General features: G+C 75.2%; 12 protein-coding genes. 6 read left to right on the top strand and 6 right to left on the bottom strand.

Going from position 1 to position 12,324, the window contains the following annotated elements:
* The 3 genes from ACQRUO_RS16790 to ACQRUO_RS16780 all read right to left on the bottom strand — a co-directional run.
* The coding region (locus ACQRUO_RS16790; RefSeq protein ID WP_428316728.1) for an FUSC family protein at positions 1–1,802 on the bottom strand (1,802 nt) is incomplete at its 3' end.
* A gap of 190 nt (positions 1,803–1,992) precedes the next feature.
* Positions 1,993–2,388, bottom strand: coding sequence for a MerR family transcriptional regulator (locus tag ACQRUO_RS16785; RefSeq protein WP_428316727.1), 396 nt, complete (start codon positions 2,386–2,388; stop codon positions 1,993–1,995).
* Between the two features lie 64 nt (positions 2,389–2,452).
* A complete protein-coding gene (locus ACQRUO_RS16780) occupies positions 2,453–3,244 on the bottom strand; it encodes an SDR family NAD(P)-dependent oxidoreductase (RefSeq protein WP_428316726.1) in 792 nt (263 codons plus the stop codon).
* Between the two features lie 125 nt (positions 3,245–3,369).
* On the opposite strand from ACQRUO_RS16780, the gene ACQRUO_RS16775 reads away from it, so the two are divergent.
* Positions 3,370–4,113 carry an N-acetyltransferase gene (locus tag ACQRUO_RS16775; RefSeq protein WP_428316725.1) on the top strand — a complete coding sequence of 248 codons (744 nt, stop codon included), beginning with the start codon at positions 3,370–3,372 and terminating at the stop codon, positions 4,111–4,113.
* Between the two features lie 49 nt (positions 4,114–4,162).
* On the opposite strand, the gene ACQRUO_RS16770 is transcribed toward ACQRUO_RS16775, so the two are convergent.
* Positions 4,163–4,444 carry an ArsR/SmtB family transcription factor gene (locus ACQRUO_RS16770; RefSeq protein WP_428316724.1) on the bottom strand — a complete coding sequence of 94 codons (282 nt, stop codon included), beginning with the start codon at positions 4,442–4,444 and terminating at the stop codon, positions 4,163–4,165.
* Positions 4,445–4,579: 135 nt separating this feature from the next.
* On the opposite strand from ACQRUO_RS16770, the gene ACQRUO_RS16765 reads away from it, so the two are divergent.
* On the top strand, positions 4,580–4,960 hold the full coding sequence (locus ACQRUO_RS16765; RefSeq protein WP_428316723.1) for a VOC family protein: 381 nt from the start codon (positions 4,580–4,582) through the stop codon (positions 4,958–4,960).
* A gap of 61 nt (positions 4,961–5,021) precedes the next feature.
* Here the strand turns inward: ACQRUO_RS16765 and ACQRUO_RS16760 are convergent, their stop codons facing one another.
* A complete protein-coding gene (locus tag ACQRUO_RS16760) occupies positions 5,022–6,149 on the bottom strand; it encodes an NADH:flavin oxidoreductase (protein WP_428316722.1) in 1,128 nt (375 codons plus the stop codon).
* A 191-nt stretch (positions 6,150–6,340) separates the two neighbouring features.
* The gene (locus ACQRUO_RS16755; RefSeq protein ID WP_428316721.1) at positions 6,341–6,799 is read right to left on the bottom strand and encodes an ATP-binding protein; all 459 of its coding nucleotides are present in this window, start codon (positions 6,797–6,799) and stop codon (positions 6,341–6,343) included.
* Positions 6,800–6,944: 145 nt separating this feature from the next.
* On the opposite strand from ACQRUO_RS16755, the gene ACQRUO_RS16750 reads away from it, so the two are divergent.
* The 4 genes from ACQRUO_RS16750 (at position 6,945) to ACQRUO_RS16735 (ending at position 12,241) form a co-directional block, all read left to right on the top strand.
* Positions 6,945–8,279: a hypothetical protein gene (locus ACQRUO_RS16750; protein ID WP_428316720.1), complete on the top strand. Its 1,335-nt coding sequence runs from the start codon at positions 6,945–6,947 to the stop codon at positions 8,277–8,279.
* Between the two features lie 137 nt (positions 8,280–8,416).
* Positions 8,417–9,196 carry a class I SAM-dependent methyltransferase gene (locus ACQRUO_RS16745; RefSeq protein WP_428316719.1) on the top strand — a complete coding sequence of 260 codons (780 nt, stop codon included), beginning with the start codon at positions 8,417–8,419 and terminating at the stop codon, positions 9,194–9,196.
* Positions 9,197–9,274: 78 nt separating this feature from the next.
* Positions 9,275–10,498, top strand: a complete 1,224-nt coding sequence (locus tag ACQRUO_RS16740) for a winged helix DNA-binding domain-containing protein (protein WP_428316718.1) — start codon at positions 9,275–9,277, stop codon at positions 10,496–10,498.
* 138 nt (positions 10,499–10,636) lie between these two features.
* Positions 10,637–12,241: a glycoside hydrolase family 27 protein gene (locus ACQRUO_RS16735; RefSeq protein ID WP_428316717.1), complete on the top strand. Its 1,605-nt coding sequence runs from the start codon at positions 10,637–10,639 to the stop codon at positions 12,239–12,241.
* Positions 12,242–12,324 lie beyond the last annotated feature (83 nt).

Below are 12,324 nucleotides of genomic sequence, written 5' to 3'. Positions count from 1 at the left end.
CCGCCACCGGCGCGGATCGCCGCGGCGAGGGAGCGCAACTCGGCCGCGGCCGCGGCCAGCTCGGCCGGTTCCGGCGGCGGGGCGCCCTGCGCGGTCCGCACCGCCGCGGCGGTGCCCGCGTCGATCACCCGCTCCACCGCCACCAGCAGCGGCCACCAGGCGGCTGCCCGGGCACCGAACGGCGGCGGCTCGCCGAGCGCCCGCTGGAACTCGGTGCGCAGCCCGGCCAGGTCCCGGTACAGCCGGCGACGCAGCCGGGACCGCGCGCCCGAGGGGGCGAGCGCGGACCCGGTGCCGTCCGCCGCCGCGGGGAAGGCGCACTCCAGGTAGCGGGCGACGTCGTCCACCGCGTCGGCCAGCCGGGCCCCGACCCGCGAGTGCCAGCTCTCCGGCCACAGCGCGTAGCCCGCCACCAGCACGATGGCGCAGCCGAGCAGGCTGTCCACCAGCCGCGGGACCAGCAGGTGGACGCCCTGGTGGCTCAACAGGTCGGAGAGGATCAGGATCAGCGGGGTGATCACCATCGTCTGCAGGCCGTAGCTGCGCCGCGAGACCACCGGCAGCGCGGCCGCCAGCACCAGCACCACCGGCACTTCCCAGCGGCCGCGCGGCACCACCTCCAGCACCGCCGCGGCCAGCAGCAGACCACCGGCCGTCCCGACCGCCCGCAGCACGGCGCGGGAGAAGACCGAGCCGAAGTCGGGCTTCAGCACGAAGGTGACGGTCAGCGGGACCCAGTACGACCGCGGCACCGTGACGGTGGAGACCAGCGTCTGGGCGAGGCCGACGCAGAGCGCCAGCCGCAGGCCGTAGCGCCAGGAATCGGCCGAGAGCAGCATCTCGCGGGCGCGCGACCGGGCCCGCACCGGCAGTGGGGCGGGTGCGGGCAGCGGGGCGAGTGGCGGCCCGGCGTCGACCCCGGCCTCGTGCGCGCCCGCCAGCACCTCCCTGGCGTGCAGCAACGCGGCCGCGGCGGCCCGTTCGACGGGGTCGGCGGGCTCGGGGACTTCCGCTGCTGACGCGACATCAGCGGCCGCGGGCCAGCCCGCCTCCACCGCGTCGGCGATCCGCCGCACCTCCACCGCCAGGCCCGCACCGAGCGGGCCGCCGACCGCGTGCACCGCGGGCGCCGCCTCGACCAGCGGGGTCAACGCGCCCAGCAGCGCCATCAGCCGGTTCATGCCGCGGCTGCGGCCCGGGGCCAGGGCGCGGCGGCTGAGCAGCAGGTCGTAGGCGTGGTCGAGGTCCCTGGTCAGCCGGGCCCGGGCCTCGCTCCAGTCGGCGCTGCCGGAGGCCGCGAGCAGCGTGGCGGTCTGCCGGTAGGCGGCCGCCACGGCCACCCGCTCGGGCACCCGGGACCGGAACGGCCAGGCCAGCAGGGCCATCAGCAGGATCTGGCCGGCGCCGAGCAGCATCAGCGCGGGGCTGTGCCACCAGGGCGGCGGGAACGGCAGGCCGGCGCCGATCACCGCCAGGAACAGCAGGTTGAGCCCGGCCGCCGAGGCCACCGCACCGATCGTGCTCATCATCCCGGCCACCAGGGCGAGCCCGGTCAGCGCCGCGACGGCCACCCAGCCGTGCCCGTTCACGCGTTCGCCGAGGACCAGCCCGGCGGCGCCGAAGAGCTGGGGGACGCCGATGTTGTACAGGCGCAGCCGGTAGGCGTCCGCCGTGTCGCCGAGCACCGCGGTGAGCGCGCCCATCGCCACCACCGCACCGTTCGCGCTCTCCCCGATCGCGAAGCCGATCGCCAGCGGCAGCGCCATCCCGACCGCCGCCCGCACGGCGGCGGCCCTGGGCACGGGGGTGGACTGCGGGCGCAGCGTCCGGACCAACCAGGGCGGCGGGGTCAGCGGCGAGGTCGGCGGCGAGATCGACGGGGTAGGTCGGGCTGCGGCGGGACCGGGGTCGGGGTCAGGGCTGGGGTCGGGCGTCACCGGACGATCCTCACCCGCCGCCCGGCCGCCCGCCGGCAGGCACGGCGGGTGCCGGTCAGTCGCCCGGGCTCCCGGCACCCCGGGTTCCCCCGGCACCCGCGCCGCCCTCCGCCACCGCCAGCGCCGCCGCCAGGGCGTCGCGGGCCGCGGTCTGGGCCGCGATGCGCCGCTCCAGGACCGTCAGCCGGGCCCGGGCCACGCCCAGGGCCTTGGCGGAGGGCGGCGCGGCGGCGAGGTCGCCGTCGAGGCAGGGCAGGAAGACCCGGACGTCCTCCAGGGTGAGCCCGGCGTCCACCAGGTAGCGGATGTTGCGCACCCGGGTCACCGTGCCGGGCGGGTAACTCCGGTAGCCGTTGGCGGTGCGCTCGGCGGTGATCAGGCCGGCCTGTTCGTAGTGCCGCAGCGCCCGCGGGCTGCTGTCGGTCGCCGTCGCCAGGTCACCGATCCGCACCTCGCGCCTCCCCCGTCCCGTCCCGCGCCCCCGTCCATGCGGCCCGTTCCCGCCACGCTACCCGTCAGGCCACCACCGCGCCGCCGTCCACCGGCAGCACCACGCCCGTGACGAAGGCGGCGTCCGGCGCCGCCAGCTGGGCGATCGCCCAGGCGACCTCCTCCGGGCGGCCGATCCGGCGCAGCGGGGTGTGCGCCAGCTGCCACTCCCGGACGGCGGCCGACCGCTCCGGGCTCAGGCCCTGGTGCTCGCCGATCGGGGTGTCGACGGCCCCGGGGGCGACGGCGACCACCCGGATCCCCCGCGGTGCGAGCTCGACCGCCCAGCTGCGGGTCAGCAGTTCCAGCGCGACCTTGGTGGCCGCGTACACCGAGCTGCCCGGCCAGGCCCGCTGACCGACCGAGGTGCTGACGTTGACCACCGTGCCGCGCGCCGCCGTGAGGGCCGGCAGGGCGGCCTGGGTGAGCAGGATCGGGGCCACCAGGTTGGTGGCGAGCTGCGCGTCGATCTGCTCGCGGCCGATGCCGCCGAGTGCGCCGGAGCGGACGATGCCCGCGTTGTTGACCAGCACGTCGAGCCGGCCGTGCGCGGCGAGCGCGGTACTGACGATCCGTTCGGGCGCACCGGGCGCGGTGAGGTCGGCGGGCAGCACAGTGATCCGGCCGGGCGGGGCGCCGGCCGCCGTCTCGTGCAGCGGCTCGGCCCGGCGGCCGACGGCGATCACCCGGTCCCCGGCGGCGGCGAAGGCCCGGGCGGTGGCCCGGCCGATGCCGGTGCCGGCGCCGGTCACCAGGACGGTGCGGGGGACGTGCGGCTGGTCGGTGGTGCCACAGGTGGTCACGTCGTTCTCGTCCATGAGGGAAGCCTGCGACCCTGTCGCCAGTGTCAGGGTCAAGCCCCGGCCGCGAGCCCGGGCACCAGGGCGCTCGGGGCCGGAAACCCGATTGGCCACCACCCCGACCGCGACTAGCCTGCGCAGTCATGAACGTCGAGATCACCACCCTGGCCGAGCGGCCGCAGCTGGCCGAGTCGCTCTGGTTCGCCGACACCTGGCCCGAGTTCCTGCTGAACGACCTGGTCGGCCGGGCGCACTTCGGTCGGATTGCCGAGGTCTTCCCGGAGTTCACCCTGGTGGCGACCGACCCGGACGGGACGGTGGTGGCCCGCGGTCACAGCGTGCCGTTCGCGCTGCACCAGGAGGGGCGCGGCGCCCTGCCCGCCGGCGGCTGGGACCAGGTGCTGGTCTGGGCGTTCCGGGACCAGCGGACCGGGACGGCGGCGGACACCGTGAGCGCGGTCGACGTCACCGTGCGGGCCGACCGCCTGGGCGGCGGCCTCTCGGCGCTGCTGCTGGACGCGATGCGGCGGAACGCCCGCGCGCGCGGCTTCGCCGAGCTGGTCGCGCCGGTGCGGCCGACCGGCAAGCACCTGGAGCCGGGCACCCCGATGGCCGAGTACGCCCGGCGCACCCGGGCGGACGGCCTGCCGGTCGACGCCTGGATCCGCACCCACGTCCGGGCCGGCGGCGTGATCGACTCGATCGCGCCCTGCTCGATGACCGTCACCGGTTCGCCGGCGCAGTGGCGGACCTGGACCGGCCTGCCCTTCGACGCCGAGGGGGAGGTCGAGGTGCCGCGCGGCCTGGTGCCGGCGTCCTGCCTGCCGGACCGGGACGTGGTGAGCTACGTGGAACCGAACGTCTGGATCCGGCACGCCCTCGCCTGATCGGGCGCCACCGACCGGGCCTCGGCCTTGCCCGCGCCCGCCGACCCGGTCACTCCGGGTCGGCCAGCACCACCGCCAGCAGACCCGGGTGCCGCGCCTCGATCGCCGCCCGACGCAGCGTCATCACCCGGTTCTTGCCCTCCTGCCGGGTCTCGGTGAGCCCGGCCTCGCGCAGGATCCGCCAGTGGTTGGAGAGGGTCGAGCGCGGCACCTCGACCCCGTCCGGACTGCACGTGCTCTCCCCCTGCGCCGCCAGCACCCGGACCAGCCGCAGCCGGACCGGGTCGCCCAGTGCATGGAGCACCACGGCGAGTTCGAGTTCCTCCGGCATCGTGACTCCCTCCCATCCCCACCATGCTCGCGCCGTCACCCCCGCATCCCCTAGTATGCGGGTCGTTTCGTCAATTCGGGAAAGTCGAAACGACCATCGTCAGCGCCATCACCACCATGACCCGGGGGACCCGCCATGCCCGCACTCGCCAGCTTCGCCCGCATCCACGTCGACGACCTGGACCGCGCCCTGCCCACCTTCGTCGACCTGACCGGCGAGCAGCCCGCCTCCCGGTTCGCCTTCCGCGACCTCGAAGTGGCCCGGATCGGCGGCTACCTGCTGGTCGCCGGCACCGCCGAGGCGCTCGCGCCCGTCCGCGACACCCAGGCCACCACGGTCGTCACCTCGCTGGCCGAGGTGCTGGACCTGACCGCCCGGCACGGCGGCCAGGTCCTGGACGGCCCCAACGAGGTCCCCACCGGCCGCAACCTGACGGTCCGCCACCCCGGCGGCGCGGTCATCGAGTACGTCGAGTTCGACGCCGCCACCCGCGCCCGCTTCGCCGCCGGGGCGTAGTCGGGCCCTCGCCCTCCCGCTACGGCTGCCGCTACCGATACGGCTGCCGCTACCGCTACCGCTACCGCAGGGTCCGCAGCGCCGCCGCGTCGTAGGGCGCCAGCTCGTCGAGCCGGTCCCCCAGCACCTTCGCCGCCCACTCCGGGTCCTGGAGCAGCGCGCGCCCGACCGCGACCAGGTCGAACTCGTCCCGCTCCAGCCGGTCCAGCAGGTTGTCGATCCCCCGCACCGGGGCGCCCTGGCCGGCAAAGGCGTGGATGAAGTCGCCGTCCAGGCCGACCGAGCCGACCGTGATGGTGGGCCGGCCGGTGAGCTTCTTGGTCCAGCCCGCCAGGTTCAGGTCCGAACCCTCGAACTCGGGCAGCCAGTAGCGGCGGGTGGAGGCGTGGAAGGCGTCCACGCCGGCCTCGGCGATCGGGGCCAGGATCGCCTCCAGCTCCTGTGGCGTCCCGGCGAGGCGCGCGTCGTAGGCCTCCTGCTTCCACTGCGAGTAGCGGAAGATCACCGGGAACCGCGGCGAGACGGCCGCCCGGACCGCCGCCACGATCTCGGCCGCGAACTTCGTCCGGGACACCGGGTCGCCGCCGTAGGCGTCGGTCCGGCGGTTGGTCCCCGCCCAGAGGAACTGGTCCACCAGGTACCCGTGCGCCCCGTGCAGCTCGACGCCGTCGAACCCGAGCCGCTCGGCCGCCGCGGCGGCCTCGGCGAAGGCCCCGATCACGTCGTCCAGGTCCGCCCGGGTCATCGCCCGGCCGTCCCCCTCGCTCCCGTCGAGCCGCAGCCCGGAGGGCCCGACCGCGGGGGCGTCGGCGTACGGCGGGCTCCCCGGCTTGCGCACCATCCCGATGTGCCACAGCTGCGGCACGATCCGACCGCCCGCCCGGTGCACCGCCTCGGCCACCCCGGCCCACCCCGCCAGCTGCTCCTCCCCGTGGAACCGCGGCACCCGGTCACTGGTCCCGGCCGACTCGTGCCCGACGTACGTCCCCTCGGTGACGATCAGCCCCACCCCGGCCGCCGCCCGCCGCGCGTAGTACGCCCGCACGTCCTCCCCCGGCACCCCACCCGGCGAGAACATGCGCGTCATGGGCGCCATCACGATCCGATTGGGCACGGTCAGCCCGTTCAACACCACGGGACGCGACAGGATCTCGGCCGCACGGGAGGCGGCGGACACGGGAACGGTCATGGGGGTTCCTCACAGACACCGGACGACGTGGAACAGCAGCGCTCCCCCCGACGCACCGCTGTCAACCACACCACCCCTCGACGCATTTCACCATCGGCCCACCAGACCGTGTGATCTGGGCCACTCCGCGACCACGGGGTGAATGAACCATCCGTTCGACAGCGCCGGCTGGCGGGCAGCCGCCCGCCCCGTCACGAGTGGCGCCCCACCAGGGGTGTCCCGCGCTGTCCGGCGGCTGCGGGGAGTTCGGTGACGAAGGCGAACCGGACCACCTTGCCCTGGTCGGTCGGCTCCCAGCCCCAGCTGCCGGCCAGCGCCTCGACCAGGGCCAGCCCGCGCCCGGACGGCAGGTCCTCGCCGAGGGAGAGCACCACGGGGGCGCGCCGGGACCGGTCGGCCACTTCCACCAGTAGCTGCCGACCGGTCCAGCGCACCGTGACCCGGCACTCCCCTCCGGCGTGCTCCAGCGCGTTGGTGACCACCTCACTGGCGCACAGCCGCAGGTCCCCCAGTGCCTCCGGGGCGAGCGGCACCCCCCCACCCGCGGCCACGGCAACGATCCGGTCACGAGCTCGGCGAACTGCGTTGGCGCCGGCGGTGACCTGGAATTCATCCGACAGGGGACGGTACTCGCGCTCCATGAAGGGCATCTCCTCGACGATCCAGGGAGCAGGCCGAATCGCAATTCAGCCGTCCCCGAGCGGCTGAGGAACAGTCAACCGGCTTACGTCCGGCGAGAGAACGGTTCATGCTGGGCGGAGCCGTGAACGACGTGAATCAAGGCAAGGGGGAGCTATGACACGCACGCCGAACAGACAGCTGGCCGCCCTGCTGGCCGAGGCCCGGTGGGGGAACGACCAGCTGGCCCGCGCGGTGAACCGGATCGGCCGGGACGCCGGTCTGGAGCTGACCTACGACCACTCCTCGGTCTCGCACTGGCTGAAAGGCGTCCGGCCCAAGCCCGCCGTCCGCCCGGTGCTGGCCGAGGCGTTCTCGCGGCGGCTCGGCCGACCGGTCACCACCCAGGAGGCCGGCCTCGGCAAGGCGGCGGCCGGCCAGACCCGGGGGGACCTGGTCGACCTGGTGCGCAGTGACATGGACCCGTCGCGGCGCACCATGCTGACCGCGGGGCTCTACTCGGCGGCCCTGCTGGTGCCGGGCTACTCCGAGCTGGCCCAGCGGCTGGACGACGCCAACCACGAGGTGCGGGCGGGGCGCACCGTGCGGATCGGCGACAGCGAGGTGGAGACGGTCCGGGCCATGACGGACCGGATCGCGGGGATCCTGGACGAGCTGGGCGGCGGCCACGCCCGCCCGATGAGCGCCGCCTTCCTGGCCAACACGGTGATGCCCTGGCTGCAGGCCGACGGCACCCCGACGGTGAAGAAGTCGATGCTCGCCGCGGCCTCCGACCTGGTCTACCTGACCGGCTGGATGGCGATGTACGAACGGGCGCACGGCCTGGGCCAGCAGTACTTCACCGAGGCGCTCACGCTGGCCCAGGACGGGCAGGACCACGTGACCTACTGCCGCACCCTGCGGGGCATGTCGCTGCAGGCGGCCAACCTGGGGTACGGCCCGCGGGCGTTGGAGTACGCGGACGCCGCCGCCGAGTGCGCGCCGGCGGCAGGTCCCCGGTTGACCGCGTTCCTGCGCGGCCAGCAGGCGCACGGCGCGGCGATGGTCCGCGACCAGCGCCTCGCCTTCGCCCGGCTGGGGCAGACCGAGGCCGCGCTGGCCAAGGCCGACGGGCGCAACGACGCGGTCGGCGGCTACGACTGGTCGGCCTACCACTTCCACGTCAGCAGCGTGCTGTACGCGCTCGGCGACCTGCCGGGCTCGATCCAGGCCATGAAGCACTCCAACCGGGTCCGCCCGGCCAACGAGCGCCAGGGCCGGCTGCACGCGAACGGGGTGCTGGCGTCCCGGCAGTGGGAGTTGGGGCACGTCGAGGCGGCCTGCGTGACCTGGGGGGACTTCCTGGACGACTACACCACGCTCTCCACCGCGCGCGGCGACGAGCACTTCGACGTGCTGCGCCGCAACCTGGGCGCGCACCCGGGCAGTCGGGCGGTGCGGCGGCTGGGCGAGCGGGTCCGGGTGGTGGCGGCCCAGAAGGCCGCGGTCTAGCGGGCGGGCGAGCGCCGGGCGGCGCGCGAGGGGTGGGGGACGCGAGCGGAGGCGTGCTCCCCTGGACCTCCCGGCCCCCGGCGCGCCCGGGAAAACCGGCGGCCGTCACGGGCCCCGCTCTGCCAGACTCGGCGCCCGTGACGAACGAAGTGATCAACCTGTTCGACCGGGTGGCCGACTCCTACGACGAGGTCCTCCCGTTCTTCGCCGGCTTCGCGCAGGAGTTCGCGCAGCTGGTGCCGTTCACCGCCGGCGCGCGGGTGCTGGACCTGGGCGCCGGGCGCGGCGCGCTCACCGGCCGCGCGCTGGCGGCAGGCTGCCGGGTCAGCGCGGTGGACGCCGCGCCGGCGATGGTGGGCCGGCTGGCGGCGGAGTACCCGGCGGCGGACGCCCGGGTGATGGACGCCGAGCGGCTGGACTTCCCGGACCGCGGCTTCGACCTGGTGGTCTCGGCGTTCCTGGTCCACCTGCTGGCGGACCCGGCGGCGGCCGTGCGCGAGGCCGCGCGGGTGCTGGTGCCGGGCGGCGGTTGCGCGTTCAGCGAGCCCGGTCCGCCGCCGGGGACCGAGCCCGCGCCGGCGGACGTCGCCCAGCGGCTGTCCGCGGAGTTCGGCCGCCACCTGCCGCCCGGCCGGGGCCGGTTCAGCCGTCCGGTGGACGTGCCGGCGTTGCTGGAGCAGGCGGGCTTCACCGAGGTCCGGGCGGTGCGGATCGCGGTGGACCTGCCGGTGCCGGACGGCGAGACGCTCTGGCGGTGGGGCCTGAGCCACGGTTCGCTGGCCTTCTACGAGAGCCTGCCCGCCGACCGGCGCGCGGAGTTCCGCGAGCGCCTGCTGGCCGAGGCCGCCGCGACGCCGGACCTGCGGCTGCGCCGGGAGGCCACCGTCTGGCTGGGCCGCTTGCCCGAGCACGGGTAGCCGATGATGGGCGGCGCACCGGAGGCGGAACACCACGAGCACCACGAGCACGGCGGCCACGCCGCATAGCCTCGCCCCATGACCCGTCACCTCCCGCAGCTCACCGACGCGCAGCGCCGCGCCCGCCTGGCCCGGCGTCACCTGCTCGCCCCCGCGCACCGTGCCGCCACCGTCACCGAGGTCACCCAGGCCCTGGTGGGTCTGCACGCCACCGACGCCGCGACGGTCTACCTGTCGGCCTGCGCGCGGCTCGCCGAGCCGAGCGCCGCCGCCGTGGACCGGGCCCTCTACGAGGACGTCTCCCTGGTGAAGCTGCTCTCGATGCGGCGCACCATCTTCGCGGTCACCGAGGAGTTCGCCCCGTTCGTCAGCTCCTCGACCGCGCGGGCGATCGCGGTCAGGGAGCGGGCCACGCTGGTCAAGCACCTGCGCGAGCACGCCGAGGGCTGGGACGAGGCACGGCTGGCCGAGACCGAGCAGCAGGTGCTCGCCGCCCTGGCGACCCGCGGCGAGGCGACCACCGCCCAACTCTCCGGCGACGTGCCGGCGCTGCGCGAGACGATGCTGATGGCCGCGGGCAAGCCCTACGAGGCGCGGCAGAGCGTGGGCAGCCGGCTGCTGCGGCTGCTCGCCTCGGACGGTCACGTGCGGCGGTGCCGGCCGCGCGGGTCCTGGGTGAGCAGCAGCTACCCGTGGGCGCTGGTGCCGCAGTGGCCCGAGGTGCCGGTGCGCGAGGCCAAGGCCGAGGTGGTGCGGCGCTGGCTGGCGGCGTTCGGGCCGGCGACGGTCGAGGACGTGAAGTGGTGGACGGGCTGGACCCTGGGCGACACCCGGAAGGCGCTGGCCGACGTCGGGGCGGTGGAGGTGGCGCTGGCCGGCGGCCCGGGGCTGGTGCTGCCCGAGGACATCGGTGCCGGGCCGGGCGACGTCGACACCGACGACGCCGCCGACACCGACGCGGACGCCCCCGAGCCGTGGGCCGCGCTGCTGCCCGCCCTGGACCCGACCGTGATGGGCTGGCGCGGCCGCGACTGGTACCTGGCACCGGAGTTGGTGCCCGCGCTGTTCGACCGGGCGGGCAACGCCGGGCCGACCGTCTGGTGGTGCGGCCGGGTGGTGGGCGGCTGGGCCCAACGCGCCGACGGGGAGCCGGTCTGGCGGCTGCTGGCCGACCTCGGCCGCGACACCGCTGCCGCTGAACGGGCGATCGCCGGGGAGGCCGAACGGCTGGCGGGCTGGCTCGGCGAGGTCCGGGTGACACCGCGGTTCCGCACGCCACTGGAACGGGAGTTGACCGACTGAGCGATCGTCATCCTGACGATGCATCAGAAACACTCACCATCACACATGTCTTGACGCGTACATCAAACAAGAGTTCCCTACATCCAACAGAACGGAACGCCGCACGCCCCTGCACACCCACCCCCACAGGGAGCCGCCATGCAGCCAGCCAGGTTCGCCCGCCTGAAAGCCGCCGTCCTCACCCTCGCCCTCTGCCTCGCCCCCGCCCCCGCCGTGCTGCTCGGCGGCGCCGCGCCCGCCCGGGCCCTGGACAACGGGCTGGCCACCACGCCGCCGATGGGCTTCAACGACTGGAACGCCTACGGCTGCAACGTCTCCGAGGCGCTGATCGAGTCCACCGCGCTCGCCATGCACGACGACGGCCTGCAGGCCGCCGGCTACCAGTACGTCAACATCGACGACTGCTGGATGAGTTCGGCCCGGGACGCGAACGGGAACCTGGTGCCGGACCCGACCAAGTTCCCGGACGGGATCAGCGGCACGGCCGCCTACGTGCACGCACTCGGCCTGAAGCTCGGGATCTACGAGGACGCCGGCACCAGCACCTGCGCCGGCTACCCGGGCAGCCTCGGGCACGAGACCCAGGACGCCGCGAGCTTCGCCGCCTGGGGTGTCGACTACCTCAAGTACGACAACTGCAACAACAACGGCCTGCCGTCCCTGCCGCGCTACACCGCGATGCGCGACGCCCTGCGGGCCACCGGCCGGCCGATCCTGTTCAGCCTCTGCAACTGGGGCTCGGAGTCCCCCTGGACCTGGGGGGCCTCGACCGGCAACCTCTGGCGCACCACCGGGGACATCAACGCCTCCTACGGCAGCCTGCTCTCCATCGTCCACGCCAACGTCGGCCTGGGCTCCTGGGCGGGGCCGGGGCACTGGAACGACCCCGACATGCTGGAGGTCGGCAACGGGATGTCGGCGGTCGAGGACCGCACCGAGTTCAGCCTCTGGGCCGAGATGTCCGCCCCGCTGATCTCGGGCACCAACCTGACCGGCGCGAGCGCGGACACCCTGGCCGACCTCACCAACGCCCGGGTGATCGCGGTCGACCAGGACCCGCTGGGCCGGCAGGGCAGCCTGGTCGCCAGCAGCGGCGGCCTGGACGTGCTGGCCAAGCCGCTGGCCGGCGGCGACGTCGCGGTGGCGCTGTTCAACGAGACCGGCACGGCGGCCACCATCGGCACCAGCACCGCCGCCGTCGGCAAGCCGGACGCCGGCAGCTACACCCTGACCGACCTGTGGAGCGGGGCCACCGCCGACACCACGGGCAGCATCTCCGCCACCGTCCCGGCCCACGGCACGGTCATGTACCGACTCTCCGGCGGGAGTTCGACGGCGGCCCGGCTGAACTCCGGGGTGCTCAACTCGGTCGGCGCGGGCAAGTGCCTGGACGTGCCCTGGCTGAACACCAACCCCGGGACCCAGGTGCAGAGTTACACCTGCAACGGCGGCGGCAACCAGGTCTGGACCCGGACCCCGGGCGGGCAGCTCACCGTCTACGGCGGCGGCAGCACGCTCTGCCTGGACGCCTGGGACAACCGGACCACGGCGGGCACCGTCGTACAGACCTGGAGCTGCAACGGCGGCGCCAACCAGCAGTGGCGGTTCAACGCGGACGGCACCGTGACCGGAGTGCAGTCCGGCCTCTGCCTCGACGTCACCGGCGGCAGCACCGCCGACGGCGCACTGGCCGAGCTGTGGCCGTGCAACGGCGGCAGCAACCAGCAGTGGGCGATGGGCTGACCGACCGTCGAAGGGGGGGAGGGGAGGGGGGGGGGGGGGGGGGGGGGGGGGGGGGGGGGGGGGGGGGGGGGGGGGGGGGGGGT

Origin of the sequence: Kitasatospora sp. LaBMicrA B282 (assembly GCF_050325825.1) — a bacterium.
Taxonomy (GTDB): domain Bacteria; phylum Actinomycetota; class Actinomycetes; order Streptomycetales; family Streptomycetaceae; genus Kitasatospora.
This window is presented reverse-complemented; position numbering and strand designations above follow the sequence as displayed.

Bases quoted from the DNA above. Each gene is read 5' to 3' on its own strand.
- ACQRUO_RS16780 (WP_428316726.1), bottom strand. From the start codon at position 3,244: ATGGACGAGAACGACGTGACCACCTGTGGCACCACCGACCAGCCGCAC.
- ACQRUO_RS16775 (WP_428316725.1), top strand. From the start codon at position 3,370: ATGAACGTCGAGATCACCACCCTGGCCGAGCGGCCGCAGCTGGCCGAG.
- ACQRUO_RS16770 (WP_428316724.1), bottom strand. From the start codon at position 4,444: ATGCCGGAGGAACTCGAACTCGCCGTGGTGCTCCATGCACTGGGCGAC.
- ACQRUO_RS16765 (WP_428316723.1), top strand. From the start codon at position 4,580: ATGCCCGCACTCGCCAGCTTCGCCCGCATCCACGTCGACGACCTGGAC.
- ACQRUO_RS16760 (WP_428316722.1), bottom strand. From the start codon at position 6,149: ATGACCGTTCCCGTGTCCGCCGCCTCCCGTGCGGCCGAGATCCTGTCG.
- ACQRUO_RS16755 (WP_428316721.1), bottom strand. From the start codon at position 6,799: ATGCCCTTCATGGAGCGCGAGTACCGTCCCCTGTCGGATGAATTCCAG.
- ACQRUO_RS16750 (WP_428316720.1), top strand. From the start codon at position 6,945: ATGACACGCACGCCGAACAGACAGCTGGCCGCCCTGCTGGCCGAGGCC.
- ACQRUO_RS16740 (WP_428316718.1), top strand. From the start codon at position 9,275: ATGACCCGTCACCTCCCGCAGCTCACCGACGCGCAGCGCCGCGCCCGC.
- ACQRUO_RS16735 (WP_428316717.1), top strand. From the start codon at position 10,637: ATGCAGCCAGCCAGGTTCGCCCGCCTGAAAGCCGCCGTCCTCACCCTC.